The 20736-nt window shown below is 68.5% G+C and carries 15 protein-coding genes; 5 read left to right on the top strand and 10 right to left on the bottom strand.

Going from position 1 to position 20736, the window contains the following annotated elements:
- Positions 1 to 8 precede the first annotated feature (8 nt).
- The 4 genes from MEBOL_RS00365 to polA all read left to right on the top strand — a co-directional run bounded on the left by MEBOL_RS00365 (position 9) and on the right by polA (position 8299).
- The gene (locus MEBOL_RS00365; RefSeq protein ID WP_095975555.1) at positions 9 to 1457 is read left to right on the top strand and encodes a type II and III secretion system protein family protein; all 1449 of its coding nucleotides are present in this window, start codon (positions 9 to 11) and stop codon (positions 1455 to 1457) included.
- A gap of 155 nt (positions 1458 to 1612) precedes the next feature.
- Positions 1613 to 3364, top strand: coding sequence for a TadA family conjugal transfer-associated ATPase (locus MEBOL_RS00360; protein ID WP_095975554.1), 1752 nt, complete (start codon positions 1613 to 1615; stop codon positions 3362 to 3364).
- Between the two features lie 7 nt (positions 3365 to 3371).
- Positions 3372 to 5567 (top strand): FHA domain-containing protein, encoded by a 2196-nt coding sequence (locus MEBOL_RS00355; RefSeq protein WP_095975553.1) that lies wholly within the window; start codon positions 3372 to 3374, stop codon positions 5565 to 5567.
- Positions 5568 to 5623: 56 nt separating this feature from the next.
- The gene (gene polA, locus MEBOL_RS00350; RefSeq protein ID WP_095975552.1) at positions 5624 to 8299 is read left to right on the top strand and encodes a DNA polymerase I; all 2676 of its coding nucleotides are present in this window, start codon (positions 5624 to 5626) and stop codon (positions 8297 to 8299) included.
- 253 nt (positions 8300 to 8552) lie between these two features.
- Here the strand turns inward: polA and MEBOL_RS00345 are convergent, their stop codons facing one another.
- The 4 genes from MEBOL_RS00345 to proC form a co-directional block, all read right to left on the bottom strand.
- Positions 8553 to 9071, bottom strand: coding sequence for a hypothetical protein (locus MEBOL_RS00345; protein WP_095975551.1), 519 nt, complete (start codon positions 9069 to 9071; stop codon positions 8553 to 8555).
- 176 nt (positions 9072 to 9247) lie between these two features.
- Positions 9248 to 10429 (bottom strand): peptidase MA family metallohydrolase, encoded by a 1182-nt coding sequence (locus tag MEBOL_RS00340; protein WP_179956365.1) that lies wholly within the window; start codon positions 10427 to 10429, stop codon positions 9248 to 9250.
- Between the two features lie 99 nt (positions 10430 to 10528).
- The gene (locus MEBOL_RS00335; RefSeq protein ID WP_095975550.1) at positions 10529 to 11056 is read right to left on the bottom strand and encodes a DivIVA domain-containing protein; all 528 of its coding nucleotides are present in this window, start codon (positions 11054 to 11056) and stop codon (positions 10529 to 10531) included.
- A 16-nt stretch (positions 11057 to 11072) separates the two neighbouring features.
- Positions 11073 to 11906, bottom strand: coding sequence for a pyrroline-5-carboxylate reductase (gene proC / locus MEBOL_RS00330; RefSeq protein ID WP_095975549.1), 834 nt, complete (start codon positions 11904 to 11906; stop codon positions 11073 to 11075).
- 160 nt (positions 11907 to 12066) lie between these two features.
- On the opposite strand from proC, the gene MEBOL_RS00325 reads away from it, so the two are divergent.
- On the top strand, positions 12067 to 12579 hold the full coding sequence (locus tag MEBOL_RS00325; protein WP_095975548.1) for a J domain-containing protein: 513 nt from the start codon (positions 12067 to 12069) through the stop codon (positions 12577 to 12579).
- 23 nt (positions 12580 to 12602) lie between these two features.
- Here the strand turns inward: MEBOL_RS00325 and MEBOL_RS00320 are convergent, their stop codons facing one another.
- The 6 genes from MEBOL_RS00320 to MEBOL_RS00295 all read right to left on the bottom strand — a co-directional run bounded on the left by MEBOL_RS00320 (position 12603) and on the right by MEBOL_RS00295 (position 20667).
- Positions 12603 to 13250 carry a hypothetical protein gene (locus MEBOL_RS00320; protein WP_157774687.1) on the bottom strand — a complete coding sequence of 216 codons (648 nt, stop codon included), beginning with the start codon at positions 13248 to 13250 and terminating at the stop codon, positions 12603 to 12605.
- A gap of 17 nt (positions 13251 to 13267) precedes the next feature.
- Positions 13268 to 14377, bottom strand: coding sequence for a hypothetical protein (locus MEBOL_RS00315; protein WP_157774686.1), 1110 nt, complete (start codon positions 14375 to 14377; stop codon positions 13268 to 13270).
- Positions 14344 to 14898, bottom strand: coding sequence for a type IV pilus modification PilV family protein (locus MEBOL_RS00310; RefSeq protein ID WP_095975545.1), 555 nt, complete (start codon positions 14896 to 14898; stop codon positions 14344 to 14346). Before MEBOL_RS00310 ends, MEBOL_RS00315 begins: the two co-directional genes overlap by 34 nt.
- Positions 14899 to 14904: 6 nt before the next feature.
- Entirely contained in the window at positions 14905 to 18726 is a 3822-nt protein-coding gene (locus MEBOL_RS00305) for a pilus assembly protein (protein ID WP_095975544.1), read from the bottom strand.
- A gap of 161 nt (positions 18727 to 18887) precedes the next feature.
- Entirely contained in the window at positions 18888 to 19898 is a 1011-nt protein-coding gene (locus tag MEBOL_RS00300) for a stage II sporulation protein M (RefSeq protein ID WP_095975543.1), read from the bottom strand.
- A 1-nt stretch (position 19899) separates the two neighbouring features.
- Positions 19900 to 20667, bottom strand: a complete 768-nt coding sequence (locus MEBOL_RS00295; protein ID WP_095975542.1) for an RDD family protein — start codon at positions 20665 to 20667, stop codon at positions 19900 to 19902.
- Positions 20668 to 20736: the final 69 nt, after the last annotated feature.

Below are 20736 nucleotides of genomic sequence, written 5' to 3'. Positions count from 1 at the left end.
TTCCCACGATGCTTGGACGCTTCACCCAGGCCGCCGCGCTTGGCGCCCTGCTGACGTTGGTGGCCGCGAGCAGCGCGCACGCCCAGGACAGCACCACGATCAACCTCGGAGTGGGCAGCCAGAAGGTGCTCACCGTTCCCGGCCTGACGCGCATCTCGGTGGGTGATCAGTCCGTCATCGAGGTCAAGTCGCTCGGCTCCAATCAGATCCTCGTGCTCGGACAGGCCGAGGGCAAGACGACGCTGCTGGTCTGGAAGAGCTCCGGCCAGCGCGTCAGCTACCTCATCACGGTGCGCAAGCAGGATCCCAACGAGATCATCGCCGAGATCAAGCGGCTGCTCGGTGAGATCGAGGGCGTCAGCGTGCGCCAGGTGGGTGACCGCATCTACCTGGACGGTCAGGCCTACACCTCGGCGGACGCCGAGCGCATCGAGCAGGTGGTGTCGCTCTACTCGAACGTGAAGAGCTTCGTGAAGGTGGCGCCCAACGCCAAGAAGCTCGTGGCGCAGAACCTCACGGCGGCCTACCAGAAGGCGGGCCTGCGCAACGTGCAGGTGAACGTGGTGGGCTCCACCATCTTCCTGGAGGGCTCGGTGGAGAGCCAGCAGGACCTGCAGAAGGCCGAGCTCATCACCAAGGCGGTGGGCGAGAAGGTGGAGAGCCTGCTCGTGGTCGGCATCAAGCGGATGATTCTCTCCGAGGTGCAGTTCGTGGAAATCCGCCGCAACGGCCGCGACCGCTACGGCATCAAGTACCCCACGGACATCAGCGGCAACGTGGCCGCCACCACCACCATCAACCAGAGCCTGTTCCCCAGCCCCTTCGGCACGGGCGCTGGCGCCCTGTCCATCACGGGCGGCGCGGAGTACGCCATCGGCTTCCAGGCCAACGACGGTTACGGCCGCCTGCTGGCCCAGCCCAAGCTGGTGTGCGCGAGCGGTGAGAAGGCCGAGTTCCTCGCGGGCGGCGAGGTGCCCATCCCCCTCATCACCCAGAGCCAGTTCACCGTCGAGTACAAGCCCTATGGCGTCATCCTCAACCTGCGGCCCACCGCGGACCGCAACGGCAACATCCAGACGGAGATCGAGGCCGAGGCGAGTGAAATCGACACCTCGGTGGCCGTGTCCATCGGTGGCTCCGCCGCCATCCCCGGCTTCCGCAGCCGCAAGGTGAAGACGAACGTCACCGTGCGCCACGGCGAGACGATCGTCCTGTCCGGCGTGTTCAGCCACGACGAGCAGAAGGCCGTCTCCAAGATTCCCGGCCTGGGTCACATCCCCATCATCGGCGAGCTCTTCAAGAACCGCGCGTTCGACTCGACCAAGCGCGAGCTGGTCATCTTCGTCACGCCCCGCATCGTGAACCCGGACTCGGACAAGATCCGCACGATCATCGAGGACGTGAAGAGCCGCTACAAGCAGGCCCGCTCCGAGGTCAATTTCAACATCTTCGACTGAGCCCGGCCGCCCGCTCCCCCGGCGTCCCACGAGGCCGGCCCCGTCTCCCCAAGAGGGAGGTGGGCGCCGGCCTCGCCGCTTTCGGGGCCTGGGCCGGGCGTGCGTTCGTCGTCTCCCTCTTTGAGACGCAGGGTGTGCTTGGTAGCATCCGCGTCATGTTTCTGGTCACGCTTGAGGAGAAGGGTGGCGGCACCGAGCAGATCGAGTTCGAGAAGAACGAGATCACCATCGGACGCTTGGACGGCAACGACATCCGCCTGGCCAAGGGGAATGTCTCCAAGTTCCACTCGAAGATCGTCTCCAAGGACGGCAAGGTGATCGTCGTGGACATGAAGTCCACGAACGGCACCTTCGTCAACGGCAAGAAGATCGCCGGGCCGCAGGTCATCAAGCCGACGGATCAGATCTTCATCGGCGACTACATCATCAACGTGGAGCCCCTCGAGGAGTCCGAGGTCCAGCACACGCGCACGGCGGCGCCCGAGGAAGAGTTCTACGACGAGGAGCCGTACGAGGACGAGGAGCCCTACGAGGAGGAGCCTCCTCCCCCGGCTCCCGCCGCCAACGCGCGCATGCCGGCCTCGCTGGCCTCGGCGCTGGCCAAGAACAAGAAGCGGCAGGATCCCCGCCAGGAGGCCTACACCCGGCTCCAGAAGGAAATCCACGACCGGCTCATCGAGTACCTCGACCTGCGCCGCATGGACATGGACCGGCTGGGCGACGAGGAGTTGTGGCGGCGCACCGAGAAGGCCATCCGCGACATCATCGACCAGATGGAGGCGGACGGAGAGCTGCCGCCCGAGGTGGACCGCGAGGAGCTGCTCACCGACGTCATCAACGAGGCGCTGGGCCTGGGGCCGCTCGAGGCGTTCCTCGCGTCGGATGAGATCAGCGAGATCATGGTGAACAACGCCAACCAGATCTACATCGAGCGCAAGGGCAAGCTCGTGCTGTCGGAGAAGACGTTCAGCTCGAACCAGGCGGTGCTCGGCGTCATCGAGCGCATCGTGGCGCCCATCGGCCGGCGCATCGACGAGTCCAGCCCCCTGGTGGACGCGCGCCTCAAGGACGGCAGCCGCGTGAACGCCATCATCCCGCCGCTCGCGCTCAAGGGCCCCTGCATCACCATCCGCAAGTTCAAGAAGGACTCGCTGAAGATCCAGGATCTCATCAAGTTCAAGACCGTCACGGCGCAGATGGCCGAGTTCCTGGAGATGTGCGTCAAGGCGCGCAAGAACATCGTCATCTCGGGCGGCACGGGCTCGGGCAAGACGACGACGCTCAACATCATCAGCTCCTTCATCCCGGAGGACGAGCGCATCGTCACGGTGGAGGACGCCGCCGAGCTGCAGCTGCCGCAGGATCACTGGGTGCAGCTGGAAAGCCGCCCGCCCAACCTGGAAGGCAAGGGCGCCATCACCATCCGCGATCTGGTGAAGAACTGCCTGCGCATGCGGCCCGACCGCATCGTGGTGGGAGAGTGCCGCGCGGGCGAGACGCTGGACATGCTCCAGGCGATGAACACGGGCCACGACGGCTCGCTCACCACGCTGCACGCGAACACGCCGCGTGACGCCATCGCCCGGTTGGAGACCATGGTGCTCATGAGCGGCATGGAGCTGCCGGTGAAGGCCATCCGCGAGCAGATCGCCAGCGCCGTTCACATCATCGTGCAGCAGACGCGCTTCTCCGACGGCACGCGCAAGATCTGCTTCATCACGGAGGTGGCCGGCATGGAGGTGGACATCGTCACCCTCCAGGACATCTTCTATTACAAGCAGGAAGGCTTCACGGACGATGGCAAGGTTCGCGGACGGTACGTGGCCAGCGGCTTCGTGCCGAAGTTCTACGATGACCTGCAGCGCAAGGGCATCCCCGTCAACATGAGCATCTTCCGCGAGGACTGACCCCGTCATGCCAACCCTGGTCATCCGTCATCCCGACGGCAACGAGAGCGAACACGAGCTTTCCGGTGAGCTGAAGATCGGCCGTCAGGCGGGCACCAACGACTTGACCCTCGCCGAGGGAGGTGTGTCGCGCCGCCACGCGCGCTTCTTCCTCGAGGGCTCCACGGTGATGGTGGAGGACGTGGGCAGCGCCAACGGCACCTTCGTGGATGGCCAGCGCATCACCGGCCCCACGGTGCTCACGGCCAAATCCCAGGTGCTCATGGGCGACTACGCCCTGCGGCTCAAGGGGCCCGCGTCCCGGCCCACCGGCGCGCGCAAGAGCGTGAAGCCCGCGGAGGGCGAGGCCCTGGGCAGCGGCCGGCCCGCGGCCACCCGCGCCGCACCCGCGGCGGGCGGCAAGCGTCCTCCCTCGGCGCTGGCCAAACGTCCGGCTCCGGCGGGCGCCGCTCCGGGCGAGGAAGAGCCAGGACTGTTCCTCAAGGGTCTCACCGGCCCCTGGGCGAACAAGAAGTACCCGCTCACGGGCAAGCTCCTGGTGGGCCGTCAGGCGCCCGCGGCGGTGGTGCTCGACGACGACTCGGTCAGCCGCCGGCACGCCGAGGTAGAGGACACGCCCAAGGGTCCCACGGTGCGGGACCTGGGCAGCGCCAACGGCACGTTCCTCAATGGAGAGCCCCTGGGCACCGAGCCGGAGCCCCTGGTGCCCGGGGACGTCATCACCTTCGGCATGGTGGAGGTGGTGCTCGAGGGAACGAGCACCACGCTGCCCACGCTTCAGGGACGCACCGCCGCGCTCAAGCCGGGCAGTGACATGGCCGACGCGGCTCCTGGCGCGGGTTCGCGCAAGCGGCTGCTCATCGTGGCCGCCAGCGTGGTGGGCGTGTTGCTCCTGGCGGGAATCGCCAAGAGCGTCTCGGGCGGCGACGACCGCAAGGCGTCCGGTCCCGTGGCCGCCCCCGTGCGGAGCCAGGCCGAGCAGTTGCAGGAGCTCATGAGCGAGTGCCGCTCCTACTCCTCCTCGGAAATGGGCAGCGAGCCCGATTGGGCCAAGGCCGAGACCGCCTGCTCCAAGGCGCTGGATCTCGATCCCATCCACGCCGAGGCCAACACCCTGATGCGCCGCATCAAGACGGAGAAGGAGGCCGCGGGCTACTTCTCCGCGGGCACCAAGGCCATGCAGCGCCTCAAGGAGGAAGAGGCGCTGGATGCCTTCCAGAAGATTCCCAAGGAGAGCCTCTACTTCCGCCGCGCCAAGCCCAAGGTGCTGGAGGCGGTGCAGTTGGTGATGAAGCGCACCGGGGATGACTGCAAGCGCTACATCCGCGACAACGAGTTCCGCGCCGCGGTGCCCAAGTGCGAGCGCTACATGAGCTTCGCCTGCCAGAAGATGGACCGCGAGGAGCTGGAGCCGCCCCTCGGCTTCACCCTCGTCCTCGACTCGCGCAGGCGTCTGGGGCGCACCGAGTGGCGGCCGAAGGACAAGATGTACATCGACTTCCTCACCGCCCGGCAGAAGGTGACTCCCAACGCCGAGCCCTGGCACTGCCCCGTGTCGGACATCTTCATGGCGGACAGCACGGGCCCCAATCCCAAGACGCTCGTGGAGGACACCTTCAAGCAGCGCTACCCCCACAAGTTCATGGTCGAGGCGATGCTCGACTACTGGGGGGGACGCGGCAACGAGGCCATCACCATGCTGCAGCGCCTGCGCAACAACTACGAGATGGCCCAGTACCACGCCGACACGGACAAGCTCCTCAAGTCGGTGAGCAACGTGGACCAGCTCTTCAAGGTCGGCCAGGGCTATCTGCAGAGCGAGGACGTGGAGAAGGCGGCCGAGTCCTTCCGGGAGGCGCTGGAGGTGGACAAGCAGTTGATGGACACCCTGTTCGACTCGCGGCCGTCCTTCTACCGGCGCAACATCCAGCAGGACATGGCCGCCAAGTCCATCATCCGGGGCAAGTACTGGTCGGATCGCGGCAACGCGCGCCGCGCGTGCCTCGTGTGGAAGCTGGGCTTTGGCTTCTACGCGGGCAACACGGACCTCAACCAGGACGTGGGCCGGTGCTCCACGCAGGCCCTGCAGGCCTTCAAGGAGGCCCAGACGTGCTCGGAGGTGGACAACGTCATGGACCTCGCCGTGCCGGGTGACGGCGTGGCGGAGATGATCTCCGCCTGGAAGAAGGAGAACGGCTGCTGAACGGCTCGCCGCTGACGGCGTGGACAGCGGGCGGCGGGCTCGGCTAAGGCCGGGCCATGGTCCCGAGTCCTCCGAGTGACGCGCCCCGCCTCGTCCTGATCGACGCCTCCAGCTTCATCTTCCGCGCCTACCATGCCATCCCCCCCCTGACGACCCGTCAGGGGGTGCCCACCAATGCCACCCTGGGCTTCACCCGGCAGGTGCTCAAGGCGCTCAAGGAGCTCGCTCCCTCCCACGTGGCGCTCGCCTTCGACAAGGAGAGCCGCGCCGAGCGCCAGAAGATCGATCCCAACTACAAGGCCCACCGCAAGGAGACGCCCGAGGATCTCGTCCAGCAGTTCCCCTACATCCGCAAGGTGGTGGAGGGGCTGGCCCTGCCCATCCTGGAGGTGGCCGGCTGGGAGGCGGACGACGTCATTGGCACCCTCGCCCGGCGCGCCACCGCCGAGGGGTTCTCCGTCCTCGTCGTCACCGGCGACAAGGACTTCGTGCAGATCGTCGATGAGAAGGTGCACCTGTACGATCCGGCGAACGAGCGCTACACGACCCCCGCCGAGGTGAAGGAGCGGCTGGGCATCGAGCCCGCGCAGATGCGCGACTACCTGGCGCTCATTGGCGATGCCGTCGACAACGTGCCCAAGGTGCCGGGCATCGGCCCCAAGAGCGCCGTGGAGCTGTTGACCCAGTTCGGAGGCGTGGACGCGCTGCTCGAGCGGCTGCCCGAGGTGAAGAAGCCCAAGATGCGCGCCGCGCTCGAGGAGCACCGCGAGAGCTTGTTGCGCGCGCGCGACCTGGTGACGTTCCGCACGGACCTCCCGCTGGACGTGTCCATCGCGTCGCTCCAGCGCCAGCCCCTGCACGAGGCCCCGCTGCGCCAGCTCTTCACCGAGCTGGAGTTCTCCGCGCTGCTCAAGGAACTGCCCGCCCGCGAGCCCACGAAGCTCACGGCGGAGACCGAGATCGTCACCACGCGGGAAGCGCTCGAGTCCCTGGCCACGCGGGTGCGGGAGGCGGGGCGGGTGACGCTGCTGCCCGCGTACGAAGGACAGCCGGTGGCCGCGTCCCTGGTGGGGCTCGGCGTGGCGCTCGGGGATGGCACCACGCGCTACGTGCCCCTGCGTCATGAGGGCCTGGGGGTGGAGCAGGTGCGGCTCGCGGACTTCAAGCGGGTGCTCCAGGGCGTGCTGGAGGACGCGCACGTGAAGAAGGGCGGGCATGATCTCAAGGCCCTGTGGCTGCTGCTCTCCCGCGAGGGCATCGAGCTGAGGGGAGGGGAGGACGACGTCGAGCTGCTGAGCTACCTGCTGGATGCCTCCAGGCGCGACCACTCCCTGGATTTCCTCGCCCGGGAACGGCTCCAGGTGGACCTGCCCGCGCTGCCCTCCACCGGAGGGCGCAAGCCCCGTCCGTTGAAGGAGTTCTCCCCCGCGGAGGTGGCGGTGGCGTACGCCGTCCGCGCGGACGTGGCGCGGCGGATCGCCCCCGGACTCTGGGAGGAGCTGGAGCCGCTGGGGCTCGCGAAGCTGGCGCGCGAGCTGGAGCTGCCGCTCGTGCCCCTGCTCGCGCGCATGGAGTCGCGGGGCGTGAAGGTGGACGTGAAGGCGCTGCGGCGGATCTCCGAACAGGTGGGCGCCGACTGCGAGGCGAAGGTGAAGGAGATCCACCAGCTGGCGGGCACCGAGTTCAACGTGGGCTCCAACCCGCAGCTCGCCGAGGTGCTCTACAAGAAGCTGGAGCTGCCCGTGCTCAAGCGCGGCAAGACGGGCCCCTCCACGGACCAGGAGGTGCTGGAGAAGCTCGCCGAGCAACACGCGCTGCCCCGCGCCATCATCGAGTACCGCTCGTTGTCCAAGCTCAAGAGCACCTACCTGGACACGCTGCCGGACCTGGTGACGAAGGATGGGCGCCTGCACACCACCTTCCACCAGGCGGCCACGGCCACGGGCCGTCTGTCCTCGTCGGACCCCAACCTGCAGAACATCCCCATCCGCACCGAGCTGGGCATGGAGATCCGCCGGGCCTTCATCGCCGAGGAGGGCCACCAGCTCGTCTCCGCGGACTACAGTCAGATCGAGCTGCGGCTGCTCGCGCACATCGCCGGGGACGAGGTGTTGCTCGACGCCTTCGCCCGGGACGAGGACATCCACAGCCGCACCGCGGCGGAGATCTTCGGCGTGACGCAAGAGCAGGTGACGAGGGATCAGCGCCGCGTGGCCAAGATGGTCAACTTCGGCATCGCCTACGGCCTGTCGCCCTACGGCCTGTCCACGCGCCTCAACATCCCCGAGGAGGAGGCGCGCGACATCATCGAGCGCTACTTCACGCGCTACGCGGGCATCAAGCGCTACCTGGACGAGACGGTGAAGGTGGCGCGCGAGAAGGGCTACGTGGAAACGCTCTTCGGCCGGCGCCGTCCCATGGGAGACCTGAGCGCGAAGAACCGCCAGGTGGTGCAGGGCGCCGAGCGCGCCGCCATCAACATGCCCATCCAGGGCACGGCGGCGGACCTGATGAAGAAGGCGATGCTGGACGTGGACGAGGAGCTGCGGCGGCGAGGGCTGCGCACGCGGATGCTCCTGCAGGTGCACGACGAATTGCTCTTCGAGGCGCCCGACGACGAGGTGGAGGCCGTGAAGGAACTGTCGCGCCGGTGCATGAGCGCGGTGATGAGCTTGAAGATTCCCCTCAAGGTCGAGGTGGGGGCCGGAAACACGTGGGCGGACGCGCACTGAACGCACGCGCCCGCCCGGAAAACAACGTCGACCCGTCCGGCCGTCAGAAGGCTCGCGGAGACCCCCATCCCCGCGGCTTTCAGCGGCCATGTCCGTGTGCGCTCACCCCACCCCCGTAGGGGAGCACACCCCGTTTCGCGCCTCGGGCCCGACAGGGCCCGTCAGCACGCCCCCTTCAACCGCCGGCCCCGGACGCCTCCCTGGACAGAGAGGCATCACTCCGGACGGGTCGACACACCTTTCAACTCGAGTCTCAGTGCGCGGCCGCCTGCGCGTCCCCGGTGATGGACTTCTCGCGCGCTGTCGCCGGCTTCTCGAAACTCATCACCACCAGGCCCGCGAAGGGCACCCGGGGCTTGGGCGCGAAGGGATTGCCCAGGTGCTCGAGGAGATCCGTCGAGGAGATGGCCGCCTCGTCCACCGCGTTGTTCACCACCGCCCGCTCCGAGTCACCCCCGCCGAGCGTTTCCACCGCGTCCAGGAGGCAGCGGCGCAGGGCGGCGAACTCGTCCGTCAGGGCCCGCGTGCCCCGCTGGGGCGACAGCCGGAGCACGGCGCGCGTGCGGCTCCACGCACTGCCTTCCGTGCCCTCCAGGCTGCGGCCAATCTCCCGGATGAAGGGCTCCACCAGCTGATCCAGTTGGTTGCGGGGAGGTGCGCCTTCCTTGCGAGCCTCCGCGAAGCGGGACCGGCGCCATGCCGCGGCGAGCCGCTCGGGTTGCCCCACGAAAACCCGCGCCACCCCTGCCCGTCGCCGTGCCTGCTCCGCCATCTCGCCTCCCTCCGCGCTTGTGCCTCGGGGTGAAGCAAGCCACCTGCCAACGCCCTTCCAAAACGCGAGGACAGTGAATCCGGTGGGTTGGCGCGACGGGCCGGGTGCCTCCCCGCCTGGACGCTGTAGATTTTGCGCGGGAGACGATGAAATTTGGCGGGGAGCGGAGAGAATCCTCAGTGCAGGGTGGGTTTGACGGGGCGCGGTGTGCGCTCCGCGTCTTCCTCTACATCCGAGGTAGGCGTCTCGCGCCAGCCCACGGCGTTGCCCTCGGGGGTGTCGGAGCCCTCGGATTCCTGTCTCGGCTCGAGCGTGACGACGTCCGTGGGCAGCTCCAGGGCCTGGCGTTGCAGGGCGAGTTCGGCCTCGAGCTCCTCGCGCATCGCGGCCTCCTCGGCGGCCTCGCGCGCGTCCATCTCGGCCAGCCGCTGCTCCTTGAGCGAGCGCATGCGCAGGTACGCCGCGGCGCCCAGGGCGATGATGAGCAGCCACAGCAGCGACGTGCTCGTCGTCAGGGGGAGCCAGCCGTAGCGCGCCGCCAGTCCCTCGCGCCACGCCTGTTCCTCCACCCACAGGGAAGAATGGAAGGCCTTGCCGAAGGCCTGCTCGAAGGGCTGGCCCGTGGCCACCTCGTCCACGAGCCGGCCCATGCCCTCGGGGCCCTGGCGCGCCGCGAGCCAGCCCACGAAGGCGGCGCTCTGCGCATAGGCCAGTTCCACGTCCGAGGGGAGATCCGGCCACTCCTCGGCCAGGTGCTCGAAGCGGAAGACCTTCTCCTGGGCCACGGCGCTGAAGAGCGCCGCGTAGTGCGTCATGGAGAGGTTCTCTCCCGTCAGGTTCTGCGCGAGCCCTTCCTGGAACCAGCGGGGCCAGTGGGGCGCGAGCTGCCCGAGCGCCACGTGCGCCAGCTCATGCCGCAGCGTCACCTGGCCCTCGGGACCCGCGAGCGTCAGCGCGTCGAGCAGGACGATGCGGTGGGTGGGGTAGGCGAGGGCCACGGCCCAGCCCGGAGGCTCGCCGCCGGGCAGCGCCATCCCCTCGAACTCCGCGCGGCCCACGCCCATGCGGATTTCCGTCGTGCCGGGCCAGTCTCGGCCGAGCACGCTCACGAAGGCGTCGCGCACGGACTCGATATGGGTGGCGAGCTGGCGCGCGGCCCCTTCGGCGCGGGTGGAGTAGAGGATGCGGAAGCGCGGCGTCTCCACCGTACCGGAGACCAGCGCGGGAATGGGGGTGGGCACCAGGGCGGGCTCCACACCGCCATTGGCGTGGCCCGGCACCTGGGGCGGACTCATGCCTTCCTGTGCCCCGACCCGGGGCGACAACAACAACAGCAGGAACAGGAGCAGGTGGCGCATGGGCGGCCTCACGTGAGGATGAGACATAGCAGCCAGGGCCCATGCCGCGCCAAGCCCTCGCGCCCCGCACTGTTCGCGACGCGAAGCGTCAGCGCCTGGTTACTCGGCGTTCTGCGCCTTCTTCTGCGAGAGGTAGGCCACGTTGTCCTCCACCCGGGCGTAATCCTTGTCGGCGAAGGTGCGCCCGCTGAACGTCTCCAGCAGCTTGTGGTGCGCGTCCACCACGGACTTCACCTGCGACTCGAACTGGGCGCGCTGGCGCTTGAGCTCGTTGATGTCCTCCACCACCTGCACCAGCCGCTGGTGCGCGCCGTGGACGATCTTCTCCGCCTGGTGCTCGGCGTCCGCGAGGATGATCTCCGCCTCCTTCTTGGCGGCGACCTTCATGTCCTCGCTGATGCGCTGCGCGGTGACCATCGTCTCCTGCAGGGTGCGCTCGCGCTCCACGTGCTGCTCCAGCTTGAGCTGGGTGCGCTTGAGCTCCTCCTTGAGGGCGATGTTCTCCTTGACCACCTCCTCGAACTCGCTGGACAGCAGCTCGAGGAAGGCGTCCACCTCGCCCTTGGAGTAGCCGCGCAGGGCCGCTTCGAAGCGCTTCTGGCGGATGTCGAGAGGGGTGATCTTCATGATCCCCGAGTATAGGTCAGCCCTGGGACTTCTCCAGGAACTGCTCCCCCAACTCCCTCGCCCGGCGCGTGGCCGCCTCCACGGCGTTGATGAGGGTGGTGCGCAGCCCGCCCGCCTCCAGGGTATGCAGGCCGGCGATCGCCGTGCCCCCGGGGCTCGTCACCTGATCCTTGAGCTGGCCCGGGTGCGCGTTCGTCTCGATGAGCAGCTGCGCGCTGCCGAGCACCGTCTGCGCGGCCAGCTTGAGCGCGGTGTAGCGCGGCAGGCCCACCTTCACGCCCGCGTCCGACAACGCCTCGATGATGAGGAAGATGTACGCGGGGCCGCTGCCGGACAGGCCGGTGACGGCGTCGAGCAGGTTCTCGTCCACCACGGTGGTGGTGCCCACGGACTGGAAGACGCGGCTGGCCACCGACAAGTCCTCCTCGCTCGCGTGCTCCCCGGGAGACAGCGCGCACGCCCCCGCGCCCACGAGCGAGGGCGTATTGGGCATGGTGCGGATGATGCGCGTGCCCCCGCCGAGCCGGCGCTCCATGGCGGAGATGGGCACGCCCGCGGCCACGGAAATGAAGAGCTTGTTCGCATCCACCGCCGGCGCCACCTGCACGAGCACCTTGTCCAGTGCCTGGGGCTTCACGGAGAGCACCACCACGTCCGCCTCGCGCACCGCGGCCAGGTTGTCCAGGGTGGTGCGCACCCCATAGGTGCGCCGCAGGGTGTCCAGGCGATCGTCGCGGCGGCCGGTGGCGATGAGCGCCTCGGGCCGGGCGGTGCCGGCGCGCAACAGGCCCTTGATGAGCGCCTCGGCCATGTTGCCGGCGCCGAGGAAGGCGATGGTCCGTTCGAGCATCCGCCGGGTTCTAGCGTGAAACCCCACGCCCCGGCACGCGCCGTGTGGGTGGAGTTTTCCAGTCCTTTCGCGCGCTCATTTGTTGACAGGGGATCCGAACATGCGACCTTGCCGCCCGCTACGGACATGTAGCGCCTGAACGGACGAGGTGGGCACACCCATGAGCGCGGCGGTTGCGACGAGCTGGAACTGGCGGACCCTGGAGAACGTGGAGGTCGAATGCACCCATTGTGGGGTGCGGATGGCCGGCCACGCGGGGCCTCGCATCAAGTACTTCCGCTGCGGCTCGTGCCACCGCTGGGTGTCGAGTACCTACACCGAGGTCTTCCGGGCGGACGCGAAGATGCGCACCCACCCGGTGAAGGAGAAGACGGAGGCGGACGCGCGCTTCCTGGCGGCCAAGGGCAAGCTCGAGGCGTGGATGGCGGCGCTGGACGAGCAGGATCCGCACCAGGTGCTGGGCGTGTCGCCGCGGGACTCCGTCGAGGTGGTGCGGGCGCGCTTCCGTGAGCTGGCGCTCGAGCGGCACCCGGACCGGGGCGGCTCGGAGGCCCAGATGCGCGAGCTGAACCTGGCGTACGAGAAGATCCTCCGCCACCGTGAGCGGGCCGAGGTGCGCCAGCCCGTGCGGGCCCCCGTGCGCGCCTCGGTGTTGCCGGCGCGCGGCCGGTAGGCGATGCGCGGCTCGGGCGGGGCCTACTGGGTGACGTTCTGGTCGCCGCTGGCTCCGCCGCCGCGCTGTCCCTTGTAGCCATCCAGGGGGACGTGGATGAGCACCACCTCCACGACCTTGTTGCGCCGGGTCTGGCTCGTCTCGGAGAGGACCTGGCCGTGCCAGGCGTAGGGGTCGTTGCTCACCTCGCGGGGCGCTTCCACCAGGTCCGTGGTGCGCAGCGCGAGCCGGGGAACGAGGCACTCGGCCCGGAGGATGATCTGCAGATCGTTGTCCTCCTGGGGATTGGGAGCCGCGCCCACGGCCTCGTCCGCGTTGTCCCGGATGGTGACGCGGAAGTCCGCGGGGCGGTCGATGGTGACCTCCTGTCCGTCGAGGCGCCCGAAGGAGCCCGGGCCCCAGTTGTCCCGGTTCGTCTCCGCGGGGTTGCTGTAGCCGGAGTTGGGCCCCAGCATCTCGTTCCAACGGACGAAGTTGTCTCCGTAGTACTTGCGGCCCCAGTGCGCGGCGGACTCGGCGCACGTCTGCGCGTCGATGTCGCGCACGGAGCGGCCGCTGCGCTCCTGCTCCGAGCCCGTATAGGTGAGGACGCCGAAGATGATGAGCGCCAGGACCACGGTGATGCCCATGGCCGTCAACAGGGTTGAACCACGAGGGGCTCGAGACTTCATGTCGCGATCTCCAATCCTCAGATGCGCGGGGCGGCGAGGTTCTTGAGCAGGACCACGGTACTGAGCACCCGGCGGCGGTATCCACTGGGCGGCGGCTGCTCGGCGCCTCCCAGGTCGAGTCCCCGCTCGAAGGGGGTCATCTCACCCTTGGCCTCGAAGGGGCCCTTGTCGCTCACGAGCTGAGCGCTCGTGCGGGCCGAGATGCTGACGCGGGCGAAGGTGAGCCCCGGATCGATGGCGGTGCCCGTGGGTCCGTCATCGCTGTAGCCTCCGTCGGCCACGCCATCGTCGTTGCGATCGTAGGCCCACTGCACCTGGAAGTCCTCGACGTCGCGCGCCAGCACCGACTGATCGAGCACCGCGAGCGTACGGGGGTTCAACGTCTCCATGACCAGATCACCGCGCTCTGGCTGATTGCCTGCGGCGGGCACGTGCAGCACCCGGTAGCGCACGACCTGGACCGGGAACACGCTGGAGCCAGGCTCGATGGGAATCTGCGCGTCCTGCAGGAGCACGGGGTTGACCAGGCCGGTCTCCACGTCGACGGTCCGCGCGGGGCCGTTGAGTTCGTGCTTCGAGACCGGCAGGAGCATGGCGCGCTGGAAGTTGGTGACGAGCGCGCTCTCGCCCGCCTGGAAGATGTCGGGAATCACGCCAGGAGTCGTCGACAGGCGGGGATCCGGCGTCAGGCGGAGCAGGGGACCCACCAGGTTCTCCACCAACTCACTGCGCCGGTCCGCGGCGTAGCGCAGGAGCGTGATCGTGTCGGGCGCCTGCGGCATATCCGGTGCGCTGAGCGGCGCGGCGCCGTTGGTGAAGATGAGCGCGGCCCGCTGCTGCTTGTTGCCGACATCATCCAGGTAGGCGTAGACGCTGCCGCCCACGCCGGTGGCGGCCAGGGCGCGAGACACCACGCGCAGGGCGGCGCGGGCCTCGTCGTTGGCGTCCGACAACAACTGCTGATTGCGCCGCATGCGGCCCGCCGCCAGCAGCACGGCGACGGCGGCCGTGAGCAGGAGGATGCCGAGCGCGGCGCTCATCATCAATTCCACCAGGGTCAGGCCGCGTGCCGAGCGCCGCCTCCGGGCGGGCGTTAGCGGGTCAGGACGGCACTGGTGACGACGCATTGAGAATCACCTTCCTCGGTGTTGCCACACTCGCCGTCCGACGCATGACTGACCGCGACGGAGATGCGCCACACATCCCCCGCGGAGCCGGCACTGGGGGTTCTCTCGAAGTGCACATAACGGCGGTACTGACAGGTGGAGTGGTAGCCATCATCGGGCGTCCCCGTGCGCCTGCACGGGCGACCGTAGATATCCACCCAGCCTAGCAGCGCGGGCTGGGCCCCACTGCACAGCTCCGCGGGCGCCCCGGTCTCCTGGCAGTCCAGGGGCGTGCCGTCCGGCACCGGATCTTCCCCCACGGCCGCCGCCGGGCGCAGCTTCTGCTTCTGCTCGCCCATCATCAAGACATCCAGCCGCTGCTGCGCCAGCCGCATCGCCACGTGGTGACGGTAGGAGCGGCTGGAGTAGCGGGCGGCGATGGTGTTGGCGGACACGAGGGCGAGGGTGGCCACGGCGACCAGCGACATGGCCACCATCACCTCGACGAGCGTCAAACCACGGGGAGAAGTCCGCCTGCGCATGCCTGGTTACTCCGCGAGGGCCCGGCCCAGATCCAGCCAGGAGCCGATGCGCACCGGGGTGCGCTTGCCCGCCACACCCGCCTCGGGCACGGTGACGGTGTTCGGCTCGGTGCGCTGGATGCCCACCATGGTCTGGGTGATGAGGGATCCGTCGGGCAGCACGAGCGCGCCCGCGGCCGACTTGCCCGCCTCGCTCACCACCGTGTCCGCGGCCGTCGTGTTCATGTCGAGCACGTGGGTGCGGCCCTGCATGTTGGTGGCGAACGGGTCGCCCTCCGTGGTGCCGTAGGCGGTGGTCAACACGATCTTGCTGCCGACGATCTTCGGCGAGCCCACGGCGCGCTCGTTCTCCTGCAGCGACTGGAAGGTGACGGACCCTGCCTTGGTGGTGCCCCGGTCGGCGAGCGGACCCCGCAGGTCGAAGGGCACGGGGGTGATCTTGTCGTAGGAGAGCACGTCGCGGATGTTCAGGTCCTCCGGGAGCGAGGCCGCCACGTACACGCGGCCCTTGACGGGGATGGGGTTGCCCTTGTCATCGGTCTTCGTGAGGACCCAGTCGACGCCCGCCGTGCCGAACACGAGCCCGAGCTTGCCCGCGGCCTTGCTGCCCACGCCGAGCTGCGCGAACACGCTGCCGGTGTCGAAGCTGTAGGGCAGGCGCATGATGGCCGGCACCGTGGTCACCGGATGCAGCGCGTTCTGCGTGGCGAACAGCGGGTAGCTCACGGGCGAGCCGCCCGCGGTGAAGTAGTTGAGGTTGGCTCCCGTGTGGGCGGACAGCTCCCAGACGCGGCCCTCCATGTCACCCACGTACACCCGGTCCATGCTGCCATCGCCGTCCACGTCCAGGGTGGACGTGCCGCCGGGCACCGAGTTGGAGGTGTTCTCGCCGTAGGGGCGCTCCCACTGCCAGAGCTTCTTGCCCGTGCCCGCGTCCAGGGCGAACACCTGCAACTGCTGGGCACCGGACGTCGCGCCGTTGGTGGCCACGACGACCTGGTAGCTCGGACGGTTGCCGCGGCGCACCGGCACCAGGTTCACGGTCAACGTGTCGCCGAGGTCCTTGAAGTTGTAGGGGCCCGTGCGCTTGGTGGGCTTGGTCGGATCGTTGTAGTTGGGCGGCGGGTTGGGCGCGCCGTCCGTCCAGGTGTCACGCCACTTGGGCGAGGTGTTCTCGCTCACCTTGCTGGAGTCGAAGTTGTCCGAGGCCGACAGCACGTCCCACAGGACGAGGGGCTTGGTGGGATCCGTCACGTCCAGCGCGAAGAGCTCGCCGCCCAGCCGGCCGGAACCGGAGACGAGCACCGTGCGCCAGCGGAACCGGCCGGTGGAGCGCTCGTCATCGCCCGACAGCACGCCGTCGCCGTTGATGTCCTCGTAGTCGGCGTACACGTCGGAAACGGACGGGGAGACATCCACCCGGGCGTTGTTGGTGGACAGGCGGGACAGCTGCCCCTTGGGAATGAAGGCCCACAGCTCCGTGCCGGGCTTGGGCTTGCTGAAGCCCGGCTGGTCGCCGCGCAGGTAGATGGCGTGCAACTGGCCATCCAGGCCGCCGATGTAGGCCACCTCGATGCGCGGGGTCGTGATGTACCTGCTGGCTCCGACCACCGCGGCGCTCGCGTGATCCAGACCCCCGAGCGTCGAGCGCACCTCGCCGAACTGGCGGTTGTCACACTGGTTCACCGTGGGGCTCATCTCGTCGTACGGCGTGCCGTCATCCTTCTCGTGCGCCACGCAGAAGCCACGCACGCGCTGCAGGAAGTGCTGGCTCATGTGGTTGAGCGAGGTGACGACCGACGCGGCCACCGCCGGGTCGATCTTCCCGGTGTTGTTCGGATCCAGCACGCTGGTGCCGGAGGAGTTGAGATCCAGTCCGATGGCCTCCTGCAGATCACACACCCCGGCGATCTTGCCCGTCTTCGCCGTCTTGTCGTCCAGGCAGCTGCCGTTCACCACCTGCGACAGCGTGAACGGCACGCGCTTGAGGCCTTCCTGGTTGGTGCCCAGCACGGTGAAGACGGTGCGATCACCCGGCGCGGGCACGAGCACGCTCGCTTCCCACTCGGCGTTCTTGCCGAAGCCCTGGCGGTCCGTCTCGATGTCCTGCGCCACGTAGGAGCGGAAGCGGCCCTCGATGTAGGGGAAGACCCAGTCCGCGGCCTTCTCCGTGCGGAAGTTGATGCGCTCGGGGAACAGGGCCTGGGGCGGGGTGTGCAGGTAGGTGCCCGCGAGCACGCGCACCTTGTCCACGGTGGTGGTGCCGGGCTTGTAGGTGATGTCGGCCACGGGCTCCGAGCGGCTCGTCTCGAGCGACTCGGGCTTGTAGGCGAGGTTGAGCAGCGTGTTGAGCACGATGCGATTGCCGCCGGCCAGTTGCGCGAAGGTGTGGCCCGCCAGGTAGATGACGTTGCCCTTCTGCTTGTTGTTGTCCTTCTGGCGCGACACGTAGAGATCCCAGCCGTGCTTGGCCGAGCTGGTCGACTCGGTGGAGATCATCCGCACGGTGCCTTCGTTGTACTTCTGGCCCGTGCGCGGGCGGAACGCCTCGACGGTGCTCGTCGACGCGACCGTCAGCTCGTAGTCGCCCTTCTGGCTGAACAGGTCACCGTAGTTGGTGTACGAGAAGCAGTCCCCCTTGCGGCCCGGGTCCGAGCAGTCCTGCCCGTTCACCGCGAAGCCGTTGGGATTGATGAGTTCGCCCGCGTCCAGCGTCTGCAGACCGGTGACGGCGTTGCCGCCCGTCATGAACCGGGTGGGCTCGTTGTCCTGGTAGAGCTCGCGCACGGAGTTGTTGGGCTTGTAGCTGCTCTCGTAGGTCTCGATGGACGCGCACTCGTTGAAGATGCTGTTCCCGTTGTCCACGAAGTGCGCGATGTTCTTCAGCGCGGACTTGAGGTTGGCCCTCTTCGTGCTGTTGGACGTGTCACCCTGCCAGTGCGGCGACCACATGACCTTGTAGTAGGTCTTGTTCGGCGCGGTCGGATCCGGCGCGTAGTTGAGCTTGCTGTTCGGGTAGGCGGGGCTGGAGACGAGCTCGTTGTCCTGATCCAGCACGTCGAAGATCTTGCCGTGCTTCTCGAAGGTGCCCTCGGCGCCCGAGAAGTTCAGACCGGCGTTGGTCAGGTAGGCCCGGAGGATTTCCACCGAGCCCGCGTTGGACGTGTTGCGGCCACGCACCAGCGCGATGGGCGGCGGCACCTCGTTCATGATGCGGGCGATGGGCGCCACGAACGCGTTGTTGGCCCGGTGCACCCGCACGTTGAAGTAGGTGCCGGGGTTGCAGGTGGCGCCGCCTTCCGCGCCGCGGAACAGGGCGAAGTCGGCGTGGGTCTTGATGAGGTTCACCGCCTTGGCCGCCTCGGTGGCGTCGATGATGAAGGGGCCACCCATGTAGCGCAGGCGGGTTTGATCCTTGTTCACCTTGAAGGCGCCCTCGCCCGTGCTGTTCGGGTTGCCCGAGGTGCTGAAGGTGTCGAAGTCGTCCGTGAAGACGCCCGTGGAGTTCTTCAACAGGGAGACCGGCCGCCCCGTCTCCTTCTCCACCGCGAAGTCACACCCGTCGATGTAGCGCTTGTCCTCCGACTTGTTCTTGCAGCGGTGGTGGCTCGTCTTGCTGGGCTCCACCGCCCAGTAGATCGTCACCTTCTGCTGCAGCAGCCGGTAGACCAGACCGTACGACGCCACGGCGCCGCAGCGGCTCTGATAGGCCATCTGCTCGGGAATGATGAGTGAGCCCTGCTCGAAGCGGACATCGGTGGCGCCGGCTGTCAGCGGTACGGCGAGCAGGCACAGCACGGCCAGGGATCGGATGCGGAGTGCTTTCATCCTTGCTGTCCTCACGAACGGGGCACCCCGGGGGAGGTGCCGATCAGGATCTGGGCGGTAGGGTTGTCCCAGGAAGAAGTGTCTCTGCGTGAATTCTTGAGGAACATACCTGGAAGAAAAGCGAATGGACACTGGATGCCGGGCGAAAGTAGGAATTCCGTCTACAGCGGATCCACATGGGGCAGATTTCCGGTGCCAGAGGTGGGGGTAGGGGTGGGGGTGGGATGGCCGGCCCCCAGCAGGTAACCCCAGAAGAGGACTCCCAGCGCGAGGCCCAGCAGGGCCTTGACCCAGGTGGGGAAGAAGTCCCCGGGGGACACGAAGCCCTCCACCCCGGCGATGAGGGCGAGGAACGGGGCGCAGCCGAGCACCAGCTTCACGGCCTCGCGGCCGCGCAGCACCAGGGCCTGGCTGCGGGGCAGCTCGCCGGGATCGATGAGCGACTGGCCCACCATGAGCCCCGCGCCCCCCGCGATGACGATGATGGACAGCTCCACCGGGCCATGGGCGGCGATGAAGTCGAGGAGCTTGGGCCCCATGCCCTCGCGCGCGCACAGGGCGGCCACCGAGCCCAGGTGCACGCCGTTGTTGATCATCACGAACACCGTCCCCAGGCCGAGCAACAGGCCCGAGGCGAAGGTGACGATGGTGACGGTGAGGTTGTTGGTGGCGATGGCCGAGGCCACCGCGTTGGGCGGGGCCACGGAGAGGATGCCATCCGTCCACATCTCCCCACGGGCGACGTACTCCCGCAGGTTCCTGGGCACCAGCAGCTCCGCGCCCCGGGGCTCCAGGAGCACCACGGCGGCGCCCAGGAGGATGCCCAGGAAGAAGAGGCCCGCGCTCGTGGCCACGAAGGCCCCGTTGGCGCGCAGCGTGCGCGGCAGTTCGTGGCGGAAGAAGGCGAGCGTGGCGGCCCACCGCTCGCGGGGCGGCTGGTAGATGGCGGCGTAGGCCTGGGCGCACAGCTGGTTGAGGAAGCGGTGGACGTCGGTGCCGGCGTGGAACGTCTGCGCGTGCGCCAGATCCGCCGCCGCCCGCCGGTAGAGCACGTCGAGCGTGCGCAGTTCCTCCAGGCGCAGCGTTCCCGCGCGTTGCCGCGCGAGCAGTCCCTTCAAGGCATCCCAATCCGGACGGCGGCGGCCGACGAAGGCGGGCAGGGAAGCGGCCACGTCAGCGCTCCGCCTGGACGCACGTTCTCAGGAAGGCCTCGACGCGGCCGGGCGAGGCGAGCAGCGCGGCGCGATCCGCCTCGTCCAGGCCGCCGTAGCGCTCCACCAGCCGCGCTCCCAGCCGGGTCCGCGCGGCCGGTTCGAGCCAGGGCGCCCGGGCGAGGAACGACAGGACGAGTTCCACGTCCCGCGAGGCCAGCCGTTGCGCGGACGCGGGCAGGGGCAGCGGCGCGGCCGGGGTGGCCGCCGTCGCCGCGTACTTGTCCAGGTCGATGCGCTCCTCGCGCACGAGCAGCGTGCCGGCCAGGAAGTCCCCGAGCCGCCGATGTTGGCGCGTGAGCAGCACGCTCAGACACCCCACGGCGTAGAAGAAGGGCAGGGCGTCCACCAGGCGCACCAGGTTGCGCACCGCGCACTCGAGCACTCCCACGGGCGAGCCATCCACGCGCACCACGCGGATGCCCACCAGGCGCTTGCCGGGCGTCTGTCCCTCCATGAGCACTTCACACGCCGTCCAGTACACCCACTGGGTGGCGAACACCCCCACCACCAGCAGCGTGCGCGCGAGCCCGGACAGCTCCTGGAAGAAGCCGAGCACGTCGCTCACGAGCAGCGTGAAGAGGAAGTAGGCCACCACCCAGAAGAAGAAGAGCAGCAGCAGATCCGCCAGGTACGCCAGACACCGGTAGCCAATGCCCGCCACCGGCAGCGAGAGCGAGACGCGCTCGGGCGTGGCGACGTCGAGGCGGGGAGACGCGGGGGTGCTCATGTGCCGGGAAGCCTACCCGGAATGGCCACGAAGGCGTGCCTCCTCATTTCCCGAGAACAGGGGATCGCT

It is taken from the genome of Melittangium boletus DSM 14713 (assembly GCF_002305855.1).
Taxonomy (GTDB): Bacteria; Myxococcota; Myxococcia; order Myxococcales; family Myxococcaceae; genus Cystobacter; species Cystobacter boletus.
This window is presented reverse-complemented; position numbering and strand designations above follow the sequence as displayed.

Coding starts and splice junctions, on each gene's coding strand:
- MEBOL_RS00365 (WP_095975555.1), top strand. CDS start 9: ATGCTTGGACGCTTCACCCAGGCCGCCGCGCTTGGCGCCCTGCTGACG.
- MEBOL_RS00360 (WP_095975554.1), top strand. CDS start 1,613: ATGTTTCTGGTCACGCTTGAGGAGAAGGGTGGCGGCACCGAGCAGATC.
- MEBOL_RS00355 (WP_095975553.1), top strand. CDS start 3,372: ATGCCAACCCTGGTCATCCGTCATCCCGACGGCAACGAGAGCGAACAC.
- polA (WP_095975552.1), top strand. CDS start 5,624: ATGGTCCCGAGTCCTCCGAGTGACGCGCCCCGCCTCGTCCTGATCGAC.
- MEBOL_RS00345 (WP_095975551.1), bottom strand. CDS start 9,071: ATGGCGGAGCAGGCACGGCGACGGGCAGGGGTGGCGCGGGTTTTCGTG.
- MEBOL_RS00340 (WP_179956365.1), bottom strand. CDS start 10,429: ATGCGCCACCTGCTCCTGTTCCTGCTGTTGTTGTTGTCGCCCCGGGTC.
- MEBOL_RS00335 (WP_095975550.1), bottom strand. CDS start 11,056: ATGAAGATCACCCCTCTCGACATCCGCCAGAAGCGCTTCGAAGCGGCC.
- proC (WP_095975549.1), bottom strand. CDS start 11,906: ATGCTCGAACGGACCATCGCCTTCCTCGGCGCCGGCAACATGGCCGAG.
- MEBOL_RS00325 (WP_095975548.1), top strand. CDS start 12,067: ATGAGCGCGGCGGTTGCGACGAGCTGGAACTGGCGGACCCTGGAGAAC.
- MEBOL_RS00320 (WP_157774687.1), bottom strand. CDS start 13,250: ATGAAGTCTCGAGCCCCTCGTGGTTCAACCCTGTTGACGGCCATGGGC.
- MEBOL_RS00315 (WP_157774686.1), bottom strand. CDS start 14,377: ATGCGTCGTCACCAGTGCCGTCCTGACCCGCTAACGCCCGCCCGGAGG.
- MEBOL_RS00310 (WP_095975545.1), bottom strand. CDS start 14,898: ATGCGCAGGCGGACTTCTCCCCGTGGTTTGACGCTCGTCGAGGTGATG.
- MEBOL_RS00305 (WP_095975544.1), bottom strand. CDS start 18,726: ATGAAAGCACTCCGCATCCGATCCCTGGCCGTGCTGTGCCTGCTCGCC.
- MEBOL_RS00295 (WP_095975542.1), bottom strand. CDS start 20,667: ATGAGCACCCCCGCGTCTCCCCGCCTCGACGTCGCCACGCCCGAGCGC.